This window comes from Nostoc sp. DedVER02, from assembly GCF_034530675.2.
Taxonomy (GTDB): Bacteria; Cyanobacteriota; Cyanobacteriia; order Cyanobacteriales; family Nostocaceae; genus Nostoc.
Window position 1 is genome coordinate 1 of the sequence record NZ_JAVRCP020000069.1, and the last position, 17134, is coordinate 17134.

The window sequence follows — 17134 nt, forward strand, 5'->3', positions numbered from 1 at the left end:
TTCGCGGATTGTACCAGTTTGAATCTACCTTTTTTGGCTGGAAACTCGCTCTAGGACTACTTGTGTGTACACCGTAGCCAGCCGTATGGGGCGAAGTAACAGTCCAAGGTGTAGGTCTACCTGGTTCACAAGCCGTCAGTCAACTAACTTGGCTGGAAATTCAAACCTCTGAAGCCCTGATATTAGAACCATTGTCAATCCTAAGTTATTTGAGGATATATTTCCTAAGCAGGCATCCAAGCGTGGTAAAGGAATGTCTCATGCACTATATCGCCATGTATTAAATAGCCTATTGTACATTTTGATTACTGGGTGTCGATGGTGTGATCTGCCGCGTGGGGAGACATGGGCATCTAAAAGCTCGTCCCACCGATGGTTAAAACGATGGCGTGAGGATGCAACATTTGAACATTTACAGGCACGTATGCACGTATATTAGCGATGCCTGCGGCGGGCTACGCCGAGGAAGACCCATCAGAATCTCATTTCAGCAGGAGCGTTGTTTCGCTTGGTATCAAAGCAAATACCGCCGTCTCGTTGTCAGATGAGAACGTCAAAAGGTTTACTTTGACGCATTCATTGACCTTGCTATTATCCACATCTGGATTAACAAAATATTATTAGTGGGATAGGTTCATAGTTTCAAGAGTATTTACAGTAAAAATACTGCTTTAGTAAGCAACCTGCTAGATCTAATGCCCTTAATTAACAGTTAATAGTATGTTAAAACCCTGTATGATGATAGAATTCATATCTGAGTTGTTCAACAACATTTCAGAGAAAACCCTTATCAAACACGCTTTTCAATCTCAAGATGTTCTCAAAAATAAAATTGTAGTTCTATACTACTCTTCCATTACTGTAGATAAAGAAAAATAAGACGTGATTTTTCAGATGCATATAAGGTAGGAGTTTGAACTTTAATTTTTTGACAGAATTGCTGAGATGAATACTTTTGATTTGCTCTTAGTTACGTAAAAAAGTAGTTGTGAGAAATTTGTCATGTCTTTGAATCCCATAATCAGCAGTGCATCTACCTTTGCATATACAGATAGCTCTACAGTACAAATTCTGTTTATCGATCCTTTTGTCAGTAACGCAGAAATTCTTCTCAAAGGAACTTTCCCTAGTGTTGAAACTGTTATTCTGTCAGCACAACGAGACGGCGTAGAGCAAATTACAGAAGTATTAAAACAACGCCAGAATGTAAAGACAGTTCACATTGTTTCTCACGGTGCGCCTGGATGTCTGTATTTAGGTAATAGCCAACTTAGCCTTGATACCTTAAAAGATTATCTGCTCCAGTTACAGGGATGTTCAAGAGAAAATCTCAATTTACTTTTATACGGTTGTAATGTTGCCGCTGGTGATGCGGGAGAGGAATTTCTCTACAAACTACATTCCTTAATGGGTGCTAATATTGCTGCTTCCGCTTCAAAAACAGGTAATACAGGATTAGGAGGAAATTGGGATTTAGAAGTGACTGTGGGTGAGATTAAACCCCAACTCGCTTTTAACGATCAGGCAATAGCAAATTATCCAGGTATATTAGGCTCCACAGTCCCATTTGATGTTTCATCAGTGTTTAATGCTGATGTCATTGTCAACCGTACTGGAGAAGCCACTGACACCATCCAAACAGCGATTGATGGGTACAGTGCTTTGATAACCCAATCCTTCGCTACTTTCACCAATAGTACTTTGGGTAATGGACTGCCAGATGACGGATTTTTTGAGGCTACTAGCTTCAATCCAGATATTCAACTCAGTTATAGAAACAGTGAAAACGGCAATAATGCTCGTCTAATTACAACTTCTACTGAGAATTTTACGTTTAATGTTTCGAGTGGTCAGTATGCTTATGTGCATTTGGCCTTAACTTCAACGCTAGGAAGCAGTAATGTCCGTTTTACCTTGAACTATAGTGATGGGACAACGCAAACAACTGATAGCCAAACGATTCCTGACTGGTTTAACGAAATTACCCCATCAACAACTCTTTACTATTTAATTGATGGCTTAGACCGCAGTGCGGCTGATGGGACTAACTTTCAAAATTCTAATGATGCGGCGATATTTGGGGTAAGGGTCAGGGCGGATGCAACTAAGACGCTTGAGAGTATCACACTTGAGAAAACAAATTCCATAGGGTATTTAGCCTTTTTAGGGGCAACGGGAGAGTTAAATACCCCACCCACTTTACAAAATGCGATCGCGGATCAAGCAGCTGAAGAAGATACAGCTTTCAGCTTTACTTTTGATGCTGATACTTTCAGTGATGTAGATACCGAAGACATCCTTACCTACACTGCAACTCTGGAAAATGATGACTCACTACCCACTTGGTTGAACTTCAATCCTACTACCAATACCTTCAGTGGCACTCCTACGAATCAGGATGTAGGTACTCTCAACATCAAAGTCACCGCTACAGATACTGCTGAAGCTATAGCCACTGATGTGTTTACACTCACGACGGTTGCTCAGGAGACTCCTACAATTCCTACTGTCGATTCTACCCTGTTGACAAATACTACAGGCGATGTTTTTAGCGTCAAGACTAACGCGAACAATCAAGGCGATAAAGGAAAACTCTCAATCAAGATTAAAAACAATACCTCTGATAAGGTAAATGAACTGGGTGTATTTACCGTTGACGATGAAGAAGGTAGAATTAATGGCATAGCTCCTGGTGCAGAAGGCTATACGCAAGCGGCTCTTTCGCGTTCAAAGGTAATTTTGTCCACTCTTGCCAATCTACCTAATGGTTTCAATCCCACAGACCTGACAAACATATTAGAATTTGACTCTGATACCAAACTGAGATTTTATCTGGTATCCGACAGTACAACTCAAGCTATACTGTCTGGTAAAACCTCTTTGTCAAATGTCTCTTTTTCCTCAACTATAACTAACAATACAGAACAAGAAAAAGGGTTTTCTCTTAACTTCCAGAATTTGGTTGTAGATATTCAGCCAACCAATGAAAAGACATCTTTAGGCACTGGTCTGCAAGGAAAATATCAAGGTGAACTGATTGATTTACGGAGTGTAACAGAATCAGTAACAACTGAATTTATAGTCAATAGAGAAGCAATATATAACAACTATGTTGGCTTCTATAAAGTTGCTGATGAAAATGGTGGAATTGATACTAACAATGATGGGCAGGCTGACATTCTTGTTGGACAAACTGGTTACACTGAAGCTGCTGTGAGTAGCCGTGTTGTAGGAATTGACTTGACTGTGAATAATCAAGCTACAGTAAATTACACTGGCACTTTCGAGACTGATTCTTTGTTTGCACCATTTATTATTGTTAATGGTAAACCCGATGCCATTCAAAATAGTAATTCCAATCTGAATGTTTACTTCTCATTCTTAGGTGCTAACTCAGATAAAGTAGACCATATTCGACTGTTGGGAAATAACAGTTTTGGTTTTGAAGATTTAGCAAATGGTGGTGACACAGATTACAACGATATGATCGTGCAAGTCAAATTAACAAACAATATCGGATAAAAACAATAATGATAATCATTGTGAATAGGGTAAGAGGATGTTTGAAGAGTCTTCTTGTCGGGATCAAAAGTTCTAGATCCCTCTAAATTCATGCCACTTGCTCCACTTAAAAAGGGGGACTTTGATTCCGGTTCCCCCCACTTTTTAAGCTACGGTGTACACACAAGTCCAAGTAAACTACTACAGAAGGAGTTGCGGGGAGTAAAATCCGGATTTCTTATAAGAGAGTGTGGGTGGGGTGGGAAGAAGTGAGATTTTTCTCCCCCATCCGAGCTTCTTCCATGTCTTCCCACACCCCCATACTCCTCACACTCCCTGGATTTCTCACTTGTGAAAAATCCAGGTCAAGCACACTTTACGAAAAGAAGTAGGGATTTTTAGAATAGTGAGATAGGTTAAAAAGACCTCTCCCTGTCTTGAACTGAAGTTCAAGACAGGGAGAGGTTCATGAATTACAAACTACGTTAGCGATGCAAGAGCGTCATTACGAATTAGGAATTTACCCAAACCGTCCACTGATATAATCCTCAGCTTCTTTAGTTTGAGGAGAACTGAACATTTGCGCCGTAGGATTAAACTCAACTAATTTCCCCCGACGTTTGCCATACTCGTCAATTTCTGTATTGAAGAAAGCCGTAAAATCTGCCACTCTAGAAGCTTGTTGCATATTGTGTGTCACCATAATGATGGTGTATTGCTGCTTCAGTTCTAAGCAGAGTTCTTCTACTTGGCGGCTAGAAATGGGGTCGAGAGCAGAACATGGTTCATCCATCAATAATACATCTGGTTTCATTGCGATCGCACGAGCAATACAAAGTCGTTGCTGTTGTCCGCCAGATAATGCAGTTCCCTTCTCTTTGAGTTTGTCCTTCACTTCATCCCAGATAGCAGCGCGTCTGAGGGAATCTTCCACCAATTCATCAATGTTACCTTTGTAACCGTTAGAACGCGGCCCAAAGGAAATATTTTCGTATATTGACTTGGGGAAAGGATTTGGTCTTTGAAAAACCATTCCGACTTGGCGGCGTAACTTTACAGAGTTTATCTTAGGATCGTAAATATTGCGATCGCGGTAATTCAGTCTCCCCTCAACCTTAGCACCAGGGATTAAATCATTCATCCGGTTGAAGCAACGCAATAAGGTACTTTTACCACATCCTGAAGGCCCAATAAAAGCAATAATTTGTTTTTCAGGAATCTTTAAGTAGACATCTAAAAGTGCCAAAAATCCACCATACAAGACCTTCACACCTTCAACATTAAACACACTCTTCTCTTGGTCGATTGTCGCACTATCTGATTTACTTCTACTGTTGCTATAAGTCATTTTGCGTATCTCCTAATAACCATGAATGTATTTAATTAGATATTTAATTACCTAACTAATTGAAAAGCGTTGTCGAATATAAATTGCTACACCATTTAAAACTAAAATCAAGACTAACAAGGCAATAATTGTTGCTGCTGCTGCACTAGCAAAACCTGGTTCAGGACGAGTGATATAACTGTAGATTTGAATGGGTAATGCCATAAATCTCTGGAACAAACCAGGGTTAAAGGTGAGAAAACCCACAGCACCTACAACAATAAGAGACGCTGCATCACCAATAGCGCGGGATACAGAAATAATCACACCCGTCAAAATACCAGGAATAGCATAAGGTATGACATGATTGCTAATAGTTCGCCATTTTGTGACACCTAATCCGTAAGAAGCATTTCTCAGGGAATCGGGGACAGCGCGAATTGCTTCTCTAGCTGTCACAATAATTACTGGTAAAGACAACAAAGATAAAGTTAATGCACCAGAAATCAAAGCGGGGCCAAACCCAAGCAAATAATTGAAAACTCCTAAACCCAACAATCCATAGACAATAGAAGGCACACCTGCCAGATTACTGATATTAATTTCAATAATCGCTGTCCACCAAGCTTTAGGTGCATACTCTTCTAGATATAAAGCTGCTCCAACACCAATTGGAACAGTTACTAGAATCACAATAGCTCCTAAAAGGACGCTGCTGATAATCGCAGGACGAATACCACCTTGCTCAGGAAAACGAGAAGGAGTTTCTGTGAGAAAGCCGGGTGATAAAAATCTGCCTAATCCGTCTCGAAAAATATCAAAAAGTAGCAACGCTAAGATAAATAAACCAATCAGCAATCCTAACAAAAAAAGTACTTCAAATACTTTTCCGAAAGTCTCCCTACTCTCAACATTATCGGTAAATTCTGCCGCAGAATCTAGAGAATCATCTTGTTGATAACTTGTAGCCATATCTATTCTATTTAGTCGTATTTTTCTTTAAAGCGATTAGCAATCCAGTAACTAACAATATTCAAAGCTAAGGTAAGTAAAAACAGAACAGCGCCTACAGCATATAATGTCTTGAAATTGAGACTACCACGCGGACTATCTCCACCAGAAATTTGTGCCATGTAAGCCGTCATTGTTTCTACTGATTCCGCAAAATTAATAGTTAGTCTTGGTTGTTGTCCGGCGGCGATGAGGACAGTCATTGTTTCACCCACAGCACGAGAAATACCCAAAATAATTGAGGCTATGATTCCAGAAAGTGCGGCTGGTAAAACTACTTTAAAAATGGTTTCCAGTTTAGTGATACCTAAAGCGTAAGCTCCTTCTCGCAAAGAGCGTGGAACTGCTTTAATAGCATCTAAGCTGATAGAACCAACAGTAGGAGTAATCATTACTCCCATCATTAATCCCGCGCTCAAAGCGTTGAATATTTCCAGAGGTATCACATTTCGCATCAATGGTGTGAGGAACAATAGTGCAAAGTACCCATATACTACTGTGGGTATTCCTGCTAAAAGTTCCACTGCTGGACGTAAAACTGCTGCTACTTTAGGTTGAGCATATTCACTCAAATAAATAGCAGAAGATAAACCCAAAGGGATAGCAACTGCCATAGCAATAGCTGTAGTTAAGAAAGTGCCATTAATCAATGGCCAAACGCCAAAATGTTTGTCGGCAAATAGAGGTGTCCATTTAGTATCAAGAAAGAATTGAGCAAAGGAGACTTCTTGGAAAAAACTGAATGTTTCCTGAAAAATAATTACAACAATTCCAAAGGTAGTCAAAACCGAGACTAAAGCACAAGCAAATAAAATTACCGCAATAATCTTTTCTACAATATCTTCAGATGCATTTTTCTCCAGTGACTCTCTGGATTGTAAATAAGGAGCATCTTGATCATTGGTATTCTGCATAGACAATTAAGTTACCACTACAATTAAACTACAATGACTGAGACTTTATTTAAATAAAGTTTGTAATTGGTTCACCTGGTTTTGCTTTTTTAAACTTTGTCCCAGTTTCACCCGTAGCAAATTTTTGTTTCACCTTGATGTAAGCTTCATCTGGTAGCGCGACATAACCAACACTATCTACCCACTTCCAAGAATTTTCTAGATAAAAATCTACAAATTCTTTGACTGCTGGTTTGGTATCTAAAGACTTTTTACTGACATAGATGAACAAAGGACGAGACAAAGGTGTATAGATATTTTTAATTACATTATCCACCGGCACTGGTTTTTCACACTTTCCTGTAGGGCTTTCTACAGCAACTAGATTCAGTTTTTCTTGATTTTGAATATAGTAAGATATTCCTACATAACCTAAAGCTGTTGCATCCCCTGACACTCCTTGTACGAGAAGGTTTTGATTCTGAGTTGCTGTGTAATCTGTGCGGCCATTCTTAGCTTTGCCAGTCACAGCTTGAGTCATATAATCGAATGTTCCAGTATCAGAAGATGGAGCATACAACTTCAGGTTTTCGTTAGGAAACTTGGAATTAACCTGATTCCATTTCAAAATTTTACCGTCTGATTTTCCGCCCCAAATTTTACCTAGTTCCTTAATAGTTAAACATTTAGCAAAGTTATTTTTGCGGTTGGCAATCACGGCAATCCCATCTAAAGCGATAGGCAATTCAACAAATCCAATATTCTTACTTTTACATTTTTTGATTTCTTCATCTCTAATAGTGCGAGAAGCACCAGCTATATCAATATCGCCATTACAAAATTTACTGAAACCACCACCAGTACCACTTGAGGCAACACTTACTTTAGCTTCAGGTTTGACTTTACCGTATTCTTCTGCAACTGCTAAAGAAATAGGAAAACCTACAGCTGCACCATCAATACTTACCTGGCTTTTCTTTTCCTCGCTACTGCTACAAGCAGTGACACTGCTGGCAATAACTGTTAAAAACATGAGGAAAAAGCTATCCTTAAATCTGCTACGAAAGCTCATAAATTATCAATTGGGTAAAGTGGCTGAAAGTTCTTTATACTTGGCTATCTGCTAGTAGATAATCTAAATATCAGGCTTTACTGGCAGCTTGAACTTTGTCAAAAATTGCCCCATCTCCAAAAAACTTTTTCTGGATAATATCCCAGCCACCTAAATCTTGAGACGTGAATAAAGTTTTAATTGGCGGATGTTGTGATGCTACTTCTTGGGTGACAGTAGGGTTAACAGGACGATATTGTAATTTAGCAAATTCACGTTGGGCTTCTGTAGAGTAAAGAAAATCAACGAATGCTTGCGCGACTTCCCTTGTACCGTGTTTATCAACGTTTTTATCAACTACGGCTACGGGATTATCTATAGAAATATTGACTTGGGGTACAACATAAGGTAATTTATTTCCATTTTTACCTGCTAAAATTACCTCATTTTCGTAGTTTATTAAGACATCACCCTGATTTTTTTGAAAAAATAAATCGCTAGCTTCACGAGCATCTTTCGTCAGAATAGGAGTATTTTTATAAACTTTGGTGACATAATTTAATGCTGCCGTATCGTCACCTCCGGTTAAACTTACGGAACCCCAAAAAGCTAAGAATTCCCAGACAGCAATACCAGAAGTTTTTGGATTAGCCGCAATTACCTTTACGCCATCTTTTGCTAAGTCTGCCCAAGTATTTATACCTTTGGGATTGCCTTCACGGGTAACGATCGCAGCAACCGATCTACTAACAATACCACTTCTCGGAGCTTTGGTTTCCCAACCCGATTTAATCAAACCTGCAAGAGCAATTTTGTTTACATCTAGGGGAAGTGCCAAATGTACTATATCTGCTTCTTGTGAACCAGCAATGACATCGGCTGCTTGAGCTACAGAACCACCATAACTTTGTTCAAAAGTAACATTTTGGTTATGTTCTTGCTTCCACTTTTCGATAAATTTAGGAATTATCTGGTCATGAGCCGCTTTGGTGACAGAAAAAGATACAAGTTTTAGCTTAACATCATTTTTGCTAGCTGAACTGCTTTCACAGGAGGCAACTGCTATACTCAAAAAAACAGCGACTAGAAACAGACTCACAAAGCTTTGCCCAGTGTGTATATTCAAGCAACTCTTAACTGTGTGTTGATACGATATTTTTATAGTCTGCCAAGCTTTCATGACATAAGCCTGCATTCTCTTAGTTAGCAATTTACTTAAATGTATCGGTTGTTGCGATTTAGCCATTAGAATTTACCCCTAAATCTACGGTATTTCTAGGCGCATACCGTAATAAAAGATTATAGGGTATATAGAATAATATTTATCATTTGGATTCAATTTTTTTTTGCAAGTAACAAAAGTAGGGTTTCAACTCTACGTTCTACTAAACTCCAAAAAGCTGATTTGTTTACAGGCTACATATAGCAGTCCGAAATGAGTCGTGAAAAATATAGATAAGAAAACGAACCGCAAAGGACTCATTCGCGCAGCGTCTCGTCAGAGAAGGACGCAAAGGGAAGAAACAAGAAAGATATATGTAATTTTTACAAATGATTTAGGACTGCCATACATTATTTTTGGATAAATTTGCTACAAAAATTTGTTGCTAAGAATTGGTGAAAGCTAAAAAAGTTTCTCCCTTTTGTCTGTAAAAGACCTCTCCCTGGTTTTACTACGCAAAACCTTTCCCTCTCCAGGGCGGAGAGGGACAGGATTTAACCTTAATTTAAGATAGGGAGAGGTTCGTGGCACTCACGTAACATTAGTTGAGTTAGTGGCTGAGGTAATTCTCAAAAATCGATATAATTCGTAAGATTGATATAAGTATCTTCACTAGTTATTACGTCGTATACTCTACCTGTATTGTTACAACCAGCTTAGGATAGACTAAAAGCAATTTTTGCGAACAATGGTAGAAAAAATCACAGCTGTGTTTAATGGTAAAGTGTTCTATCCGGCTGAACCGATCGCATTGCCAATTAATACCCGCGTGCGAATTAGTATCGAAATTTTACCGCCAAGCGAACACGAAACGGTATCATTTTTGCAAACGGCGCGATCGCTAAACTTGGATGGGCCACCTAACTGGTCTACCAATATAGATAAATACTTGTATAGTAAGTAAACTTCCCATGCATTCTGAAGTCTTTCTTGATACATCATTTGCCATTGCTTTATCTGCACCGAGCGATCGCTTGCATGACCGAGCATTACATCTGGCTAAAATGTTACAAGCAGCAGAAACTCGTTTGGTGACAACACAGGCGGTAATGTTGGAAATTGGCAATGCCTTGTCCCAACAACCTTATCGCCAAGCGGCAATCATATTATTAAATTCTCTAGTTGCAGACTCCAAAGTAGAAATTGTCCCTCTCTCCCAGGAACTCTACGAACGTGCTTTCGAGCTATATCGGGAACAAACTGAGAAAGAATGGGGATTTGTAGATTGCGTATCTTTTATTGTAATGCAATATAGCGGAATCACTGAAGCGCTGACTGCTGATGAGCATTTTCAACAAGCAGGTTTTCGAGCATTACTACGAGAAAATTTGCCTTAAGGATTGGGAATGGGGAATGGGGAATGGGGAATTGGTTATTTTACAAATGACAAATGACAAATGACAAATGACTAATGACAACTAAATATTTCGTTACAATCAGCTTGTGCATTAGGCATTGAAGAGTTATTAGCCATGAAATTGATTTCCGATCCACCGATTCCTGTGAAAATTCAAAAAATGAAGGAACGGGTGCGGTGGATGCATCCAAGTTTTGTGCAACGGGGAATTGACCAAACCTGTATGGTTATAGATGATGGCAGGGAATATAGTCCAGAATTTTCTTTTATGGTTATTGGTGATTCTGGTACTCAATCCCATTATCGCCACCACCCCCAACGAAAGGTTGCCGAATTGATGCTTCCTCACCGAGATGATTGCAGTTTTGTGTTGCACACAGGTGATGTAATCTATGTGGTTGGTTCTCAAGAATATTATTCAACAAACTTTATTGAGCCTTATCGGGAATTTATTGTAGGTGGGGACAACCCGAAAGGTATTCCTTATGATCGCATGGTGTTTAATCTGCCATTCTTGCCAGTACTAGGTAATCATGATTACTACGATGTCCCGTTGATGTATCGTTTATTGACTGGAACAACATCTTCATTACGTCGCCGATTCCGCTATAAAGATATTGAGATTGGCTGGCATGGATCGTATCAAGGTAATGCTTATGCACGGGCATTTATGGATTATACCCAAGCGATCGCTTCTCCACAAGAATTAGAGCGCCATTTAGATCGACACTATACTGCTAAGACTGATACAGGGCGGTGTTTGCGTTACGAACCTGGACAGTTTACCCGCTTACCCAATCGCTATTACACCTTTCGTTATGGCGGGATTGACTTTTTTGCACTAGATTCTAATACCTTTAATACACCCTCACCATTACCTGCAACTCAAGAGGGGGAAATTTATCGCCAGGAATTGCAAAAGCGCCGCCAGGAAATAGATCGAGAAGAGTTGCAGATATTGAAAATATGCGATGGACTCAACCCAGATAAACCTACTGAAGCGGAACAACTCGATGAACTTAGCGCCAAATTAGACCAAATAAACGAGATCAAAATCGATATTGAAAAACAATTGGCATCTCATAAAATGCCTGCGATCGATTTTGAACAACTTCAATGGCTGCAAAATAGACTAATTGAATCTTGGAACACCTCTGAAGTGCGCGGACGTGTAATATTTTTCCATCATCCACCCTATGTAACAGAAGCTACTAAATGGAATCAAGCACAAACTTTGGCGGTTCGCCACCGCTTGCGCTGGGTGTTTGAACGAGTGGCAGAAACTCTTGGTTCTCTAATTAAAGAACGTCCCATAGTCGATTTGATTTTAAATGGTCACGCTCACTGTTTAGAGCATCTTTGCACAACCGATACCGGATTTGCTGACTCTCACATCAACTGCATTATCTCTGGTGGTAGTGGTCATCGTCCCCGCTATCAACGGCGAGAAGGGACTGAATTGATGGAGACTTTTACGGAAATTCCAGGTAAACCCACTCGAAAAGTTGCTGATTCAACGCTTTTTGTTGGTCGTCATGATTACAATTTCCAGAAGCGTCTGCCTTACTCATGTGTGCGGATTGATGTTCTAGATGGTAGCCCGCCCAAGTTTATCATCAGACCGTTGGTTACTGAACGGGTTGAAAATGAGTGGCGTAACTACGAACTTGAACCTTTTGTGATTTAAACGGGATGCGCTTATATTGCTTTTCAAATAATTCAACTACACCACTCCCCGTTCCTCATTTTATATCAGATCAATTCTCTTAGCCCCCTCAGAAAGGACTTCCAATTAAAAAAATAATCAATCGCTGTGTAGGCAGGGGAGCAGGGGGAAAAGAAAAATATCATCTGAATAAATTGGGTAATTTATTCTCTGGAAGTCCCTTAACAACTTTGCAACTATGATTTAGCCTTGCACAATTATCTAAGGTTATGGTTATTGCCAGTGTTTATATCCTAATCTTAAATAGAGTTTTGATAATTTCAGATTATGGCAGGACATAGTAAATGGGCAAATATTAAGCGCCAAAAAGCGGTAGTAGATGCAAAAAAGGGTAAAACCTTCACTCAGTTATCGCGGGCGATTATTGTTGCAGCTAGAAGCGGCGTACCAGATCCGGCGCTGAATTTTCAACTTCGCACAGCAATTGACAAGGCAAAGGCAGCGAGTATCCCCAATGATAATATTGAACGAGCGATCGCTAAAGGGGCAGGCACTTTTGGCGGCGATAACGCTATCTTTGAAGCAATTCGCTACGAAGGTTACGGCCCCGGTGGTGTAGCGATTTTAATTGAAGCCCTCACAGATAATCGCAATCGCACTGCTGCTGACTTGCGCGTAGCTTTTAGTAAAAATGGTGGCAATCTTGGTGAAACAGGTTGCGTTAGCTGGATGTTCGATCAAAAAGGTGTTTGTGTCGTGCAGAGTGTAGTTGACGAAGAACAGCTTTTAGAAGCATCTCTCGAAGGAGGTGCTGAGTCTTATGAGATGGCTGAAGATGAGATGGCTGAGGTTTTTACTGACATTGGCAATTTAGAAACCCTTAGCCACACACTTAAAGTTCAAGGCTTTAAGGTAACTGATGCCGAATTTCGCTGGATTCCTAGTAATAGCGTAGAAGTTACCGATCCAGATCGGGCGCGATCGCTTTTCAAGTTAATTGATACTCTAGAAGGCTTGGATGACGTGCAGAATGTCACATCTAACTTTGAAATCTCAGAAGAATTGATGGCTCTCAGCTTTTCTTAAGCTAAATCTACACAGGTTTGATAGTCAAATAATACTTTTTTAAATCATGTCCAAAATCTTACATTGTAATTGGAAATGTTAGCAAGTATTCCAGTTAAGTCTTAATATTTTACGATATTTTACGGATGTAAAAACAGACATGAAAGATTCATATCAATTACAAACTTATGACATACGCCTATTGGATAGTTGGATTGTTCATTACCTGATGAGGATTTTCAAGTGAATAAGTTCGCTAAAGCTTTAGTTTTGTCTTTAATCTTTGCTGCACCTGTAACTGTTTTTGGATCTCAAGCTCAAGCAGCTGTCCATACTGCTAGCGTAAAAAGTGCTAAAGTTCATCATAAAACACATCACAAGACACATCACAAGCGTCATGCTAAAGTAGCTCCTAAAACTAATAAATAGTTACTATTAGTTGTGGCTCCTTCAGTACTTAGTAGGCTAAATTAATCTGCTAAAAAGCTAAAAACATTGCTGTACAGGAAAGACAGGCATTATTTTTAACATTTTAGACAATTCTTGGGACTTAAGCGTTCTAAACTCGATTTTAAAGTCTAGTTTTGATGTTTAACTAATAATTTAGCATAATAGGTACTGAAGAAACTTTGTTGTAAAACTTTTTAGTAGCTATGTAATCAAGTTTAAGTATTGGTTTCTCTGAAAAAACAATTGTATTATTTAATCCCGTTGAAATCCCTACCTATCAACGGGTTTTTTTAATTAACTTGCTCAAAGAGGCGCGATCGCGTCAAAATAAGAGTTGAGATTTGAGATGAAATTAACATGAAAAATGGTTCTACCATACCTTTTATGCCAAATGCTGTTCAAGTCCCACGAAAGGAACTTTTTGTAGTCCTTTCACTTAGATTGATGAGCATAAAAGAAGTTAGTAGAACCACAAAAACTCGTTACAAACTGTCGTTAATTCCCAATATTTAACTGTTTACGCTTCCGGGTGGAAACAATGCCGAATGCACCCATCGCTAAAAGACCAAGGACAGAAGCAGGTTCAGGAACTGTTTTGAAACCTTCTGGTGGTTTCTCTGCAAAGTAAACTTCATCCAAAAAGTTTCCGATTGAGGGATTACCACCAGCAGCAGATACGGAGTCAAACTGCCAGCGTGTTTTACCACCTGTGGCAATAGTTGTACCTTGATATTCTACCCAAGCTGTGTTATCGGTACTGTATAGTTGGCTGAAGAGAGTATTGTTAGTAGCAAGGTCAATAATAGACAAACGCATCGTGTCTACACCTTGACGACCTTCATGGAAAAATCTCCAAAACATGGTTGAACCAGCTGTAGTATCTACATCTTGATATAAGGTAGATACCTCATTAGCATTAAGTTCAGCATATTGATTTGTACCTAATGCTCCAGCATGAAACAGTCTAGGAGTTTGAATTTCAATTTTATTATCTGTAGCTGTAGTTTCCCACCCAGGAATAAGAGATGCGTCTATCGAGTCCCATGACAGGTCACTACGAACAACGGTATCTTCAAAACCACCATTAATTAAGCCTGAAGCGTTAGCTTGTTGTGCATTTGCAACAATACCCAAAGACAGACCTAAAGATCCAATAGTTACCAAAGCCAGTTTGTTAATGTTTTTCATTTTCACCGAGGTATTAGTGTTTCAGCACCTCTCAAATATAAGTTTGAGTAGACTATGTTTTAGTAAAGACACAGTTAAAATACTGGCGTTATTTATGAAGATAGTAACATAATTTACAATTTAATTCTAAGCTTCTCTAAGTAATTACTCTTAGAAGTTTTGCTGGCAAGGCGATTCAAGTCATTATATTTTTGGCATAAGAAGCCTGCTGAACTTTTATAACCTTTTCTTAAAGTCAGCAGCGAGATTTTTCAATGTTTGCTTTTCTAGCTTGCTCAAGGAGGCGCGATCGCGTCAAAATAAGAGTAAAAGACGCTGTAACCTAACTTAACAATGACCCTGCTTGAGCAAATTTCCCCTCAACCTACACCGCCAGACTTGCGGGGATATGAATACGATCTGGTAATTGTCGGCGGTGGAATTATTGGGTTAACTCTAGCCTCTGCTTTAAAAGATTCTGGCTTGAGTATCTTGCTGATTGAAGCGAAAGTGGCATCATTGTCCGTAGCGAAGGGACAAGCTTATGCAGTTCATCAGCTTTCGGCGCTAATTTACCAAGGAATTGGAGTTTGGGACAAAATATTGCCTCAAATCGCCAAATATTGCCGAGTTCGTCTTTCTGATGCCGATTATCCTAATGTAGTGGAATTTACCACAGATGATATAGATACAGCAGAATTGGGTTATGTGGCAGAACACCAAGCGCTGTTGCAGCCTTTGCAAGAATTTGTCCAAGATTGTCCAAATGTAACTTATCTGTGTCCGGCTGAAGTGGTAGACACTCACTACCAGCAAGATATCGTAGCGATAGATATTAAAGTTGCCGCTCAATTATACACAGTTCGCAGCAAATTACTGATAGCAGCAGATGGGGCGCGATCGCCAATTCGTCAAGCTGCTGGAATCAAAACCTCTGGCTGGAAATATTGGCAGTCTTGCATCGTGGCATTTGTCAAACCAGAAAAACCGCACAATAACACCGCTTACGAAAGATTTTGGTCTAGCGGGCCCTTTGCGATTTTACCTTTACCGGGGAACCGTTGCCGCATTGTCTGGACAGCGCCCCACGAAGAAGCAAAAGCTTTATGTGCCTTAGATGATGAGCAATTTTTAAGAGAACTCACTCGTCGTTATGGCGATCAGATGGGGAAATTGGAATTACTAGGCGATCGCTTCGTATTCCAGGTACAACTCATGCAAAGCGATCGTTATGTTCTCCCCCGACTGGCGTTAATTGGTGATGCGGCGCACAATTGCCATCCTGTGGGCGGACAAGGTTTAAATCTGGGAATTCGGGATGCAGCGGCTTTAGCGCAAGTCTTACAAACAGCGCACCAAGCGGGTAAAGATATTGGCGACATTCAGATTCTCAAAGGTTATGAACGCTGGCGCAAGTTAGAGAACCTGACGATTTTAGGTTTCACCGATTTATTAGATCGGATGTTTTCTAATAACTTTTTACCTGTAGTAGTGGTTCGTCGCTTAGGCTTATGGTTTTTGCAGCGAGTTCCTGTATTAAAGGTATTTATGCTGAAGTTGATGATCGGCTTGAAGGGGCGGACTCCAGAATTAGCAAAACATAAACGCTACACTACAGCAGCTTGAAAAATCTGATTTGGGGTGAGATTCAATTCAGGAAAGGTTTGGGAGATGATGCGATCGCTATCTCGAAACTTACTTATCTGATATTCTTCATCAACCAAGTTACAAACTGTGATTGTTGGTTGTTTGGGATTACCGATAAAATTGCGTCCACCCAAAGCAGCATAATCGACAATCCAGTACTCCGGGATACCCATCTCTTCATACTCAGCGTATTTTAAGTAGTAATCGTCTCGCCAGTTGGTTGATACAACTTCAATTGCCAAAGGTATTGATGCACCCAAACTTACGATAGATTGTTTTTTCCACAATTGTTCATTTTCCAGATTTGCACGATTTAGCACCAACACATCTGGGAGATAACCAGAATCTTTTTCAAGAGGTCTAACTATAGCTTGGTTGAGCATGAAGTAGAGCAATCCTAGACGCTTGATTTCAAAAGGAATTTCGATACCTAGAAATCCTTTTACTTCTTCGTGTTCCCCTACTGGTTGTGCCATTTCAACAATTTCCCCTTTATGTAGTTCATAGCGGACTCGTCGATTTTCGGGTAGCCAATCGACAAATTCCTCAAAGGTTACTAGCTTAGGTATGGCTTGAGTCATAGATGATAGAGAATTACTGAATCATAGAAATATTATCTCTAATTCAGCGATCGCATTGCTTGCGAATTAGCCTAAGCTTTTACAGTTTTGGGTGATGCGTTACGCTGGCGCTAACGCATCCTACTGGACTGACACAGCTAAAATAGTGCAATAGATATGCCAAGGTGAGGACTCGAAAGTGGGAAGAGGTCGCCGA

15 protein-coding genes are annotated in these 17134 nt (G+C 39.8%); 8 read left to right on the top strand and 7 right to left on the bottom strand.

Features of this window, described 5'->3' with window-relative positions; all coding sequences use genetic code 11:
• Positions 1-217: 217 nt before the first annotated feature.
• Positions 218-439: a transposase gene (locus RMZ41_RS31520; RefSeq protein ID WP_409876302.1), complete on the top strand. Its 222-nt coding sequence runs from the start codon at positions 218-220 to the stop codon at positions 437-439.
• A 563-nt stretch (positions 440-1002) separates the two neighbouring features.
• Positions 1003-3522, top strand: a complete 2520-nt coding sequence (locus RMZ41_RS31525; RefSeq protein ID WP_322641500.1) for a DUF4347 domain-containing protein — start codon at positions 1003-1005, stop codon at positions 3520-3522.
• Positions 3523-4021: 499 nt separating this feature from the next.
• On the opposite strand, the gene pstB is transcribed toward RMZ41_RS31525, so the two are convergent.
• From pstB to RMZ41_RS31550, 5 genes are all read right to left on the bottom strand, one after another.
• A complete protein-coding gene (gene pstB / locus RMZ41_RS31530; RefSeq protein ID WP_322641499.1) occupies positions 4022-4849 on the bottom strand; it encodes a phosphate ABC transporter ATP-binding protein PstB in 828 nt (275 codons plus the stop codon).
• A 51-nt stretch (positions 4850-4900) separates the two neighbouring features.
• A complete protein-coding gene (gene pstA, locus RMZ41_RS31535) occupies positions 4901-5800 on the bottom strand; it encodes a phosphate ABC transporter permease PstA (RefSeq protein ID WP_322641498.1) in 900 nt (299 codons plus the stop codon).
• Between the two features lie 11 nt (positions 5801-5811).
• Positions 5812-6753, bottom strand: a complete 942-nt coding sequence (pstC, locus tag RMZ41_RS31540) for a phosphate ABC transporter permease subunit PstC (protein ID WP_322641497.1) — start codon at positions 6751-6753, stop codon at positions 5812-5814.
• A 49-nt stretch (positions 6754-6802) separates the two neighbouring features.
• A complete protein-coding gene (locus RMZ41_RS31545) occupies positions 6803-7804 on the bottom strand; it encodes a PstS family phosphate ABC transporter substrate-binding protein (protein ID WP_322641496.1) in 1002 nt (333 codons plus the stop codon).
• Positions 7805-7874: 70 nt separating this feature from the next.
• Positions 7875-9029, bottom strand: coding sequence for a sulfate ABC transporter substrate-binding protein (locus RMZ41_RS31550; protein ID WP_322641495.1), 1155 nt, complete (start codon positions 9027-9029; stop codon positions 7875-7877).
• Positions 9030-9693: 664 nt separating this feature from the next.
• Between RMZ41_RS31550 and RMZ41_RS31555 the strand changes: the two genes are divergently transcribed.
• From RMZ41_RS31555 to RMZ41_RS31575, 5 genes are all read left to right on the top strand, one after another.
• On the top strand, positions 9694-9909 hold the full coding sequence (locus RMZ41_RS31555) for a hypothetical protein (RefSeq protein WP_322641494.1): 216 nt from the start codon (positions 9694-9696) through the stop codon (positions 9907-9909).
• A gap of 7 nt (positions 9910-9916) precedes the next feature.
• Positions 9917-10342 carry a type II toxin-antitoxin system VapC family toxin gene (locus tag RMZ41_RS31560; protein WP_229462944.1) on the top strand — a complete coding sequence of 142 codons (426 nt, stop codon included), beginning with the start codon at positions 9917-9919 and terminating at the stop codon, positions 10340-10342.
• Positions 10343-10477: 135 nt separating this feature from the next.
• Positions 10478-12049 carry a metallophosphoesterase gene (locus RMZ41_RS31565; RefSeq protein WP_322641493.1) on the top strand — a complete coding sequence of 524 codons (1572 nt, stop codon included), beginning with the start codon at positions 10478-10480 and terminating at the stop codon, positions 12047-12049.
• 306 nt (positions 12050-12355) lie between these two features.
• Positions 12356-13114 carry a YebC/PmpR family DNA-binding transcriptional regulator gene (locus RMZ41_RS31570; RefSeq protein ID WP_322641492.1) on the top strand — a complete coding sequence of 253 codons (759 nt, stop codon included), beginning with the start codon at positions 12356-12358 and terminating at the stop codon, positions 13112-13114.
• A 222-nt stretch (positions 13115-13336) separates the two neighbouring features.
• Positions 13337-13522 (top strand): hypothetical protein, encoded by a 186-nt coding sequence (locus RMZ41_RS31575; RefSeq protein WP_322641491.1) that lies wholly within the window; start codon positions 13337-13339, stop codon positions 13520-13522.
• Between the two features lie 516 nt (positions 13523-14038).
• Here RMZ41_RS31575 and RMZ41_RS31580 read toward each other — a convergent pair.
• Complete coding sequence (locus tag RMZ41_RS31580; protein WP_322641490.1) at positions 14039-14731, bottom strand: PEP-CTERM sorting domain-containing protein; 693 nt, start codon at positions 14729-14731, stop codon at positions 14039-14041.
• Positions 14732-15064: 333 nt separating this feature from the next.
• Here RMZ41_RS31580 and RMZ41_RS31585 point away from each other — a divergent pair, with 333 nt between their 5' ends.
• Entirely contained in the window at positions 15065-16336 is a 1272-nt protein-coding gene (locus tag RMZ41_RS31585; protein ID WP_322641489.1) for an FAD-dependent hydroxylase, read from the top strand.
• Here RMZ41_RS31585 and RMZ41_RS31590 read toward each other — a convergent pair.
• Positions 16318-16938: a Uma2 family endonuclease gene (locus RMZ41_RS31590; protein WP_322641488.1), complete on the bottom strand. Its 621-nt coding sequence runs from the start codon at positions 16936-16938 to the stop codon at positions 16318-16320. The genes RMZ41_RS31585 and RMZ41_RS31590 overlap by 19 nt on opposite strands.
• Positions 16939-17134: the final 196 nt, after the last annotated feature.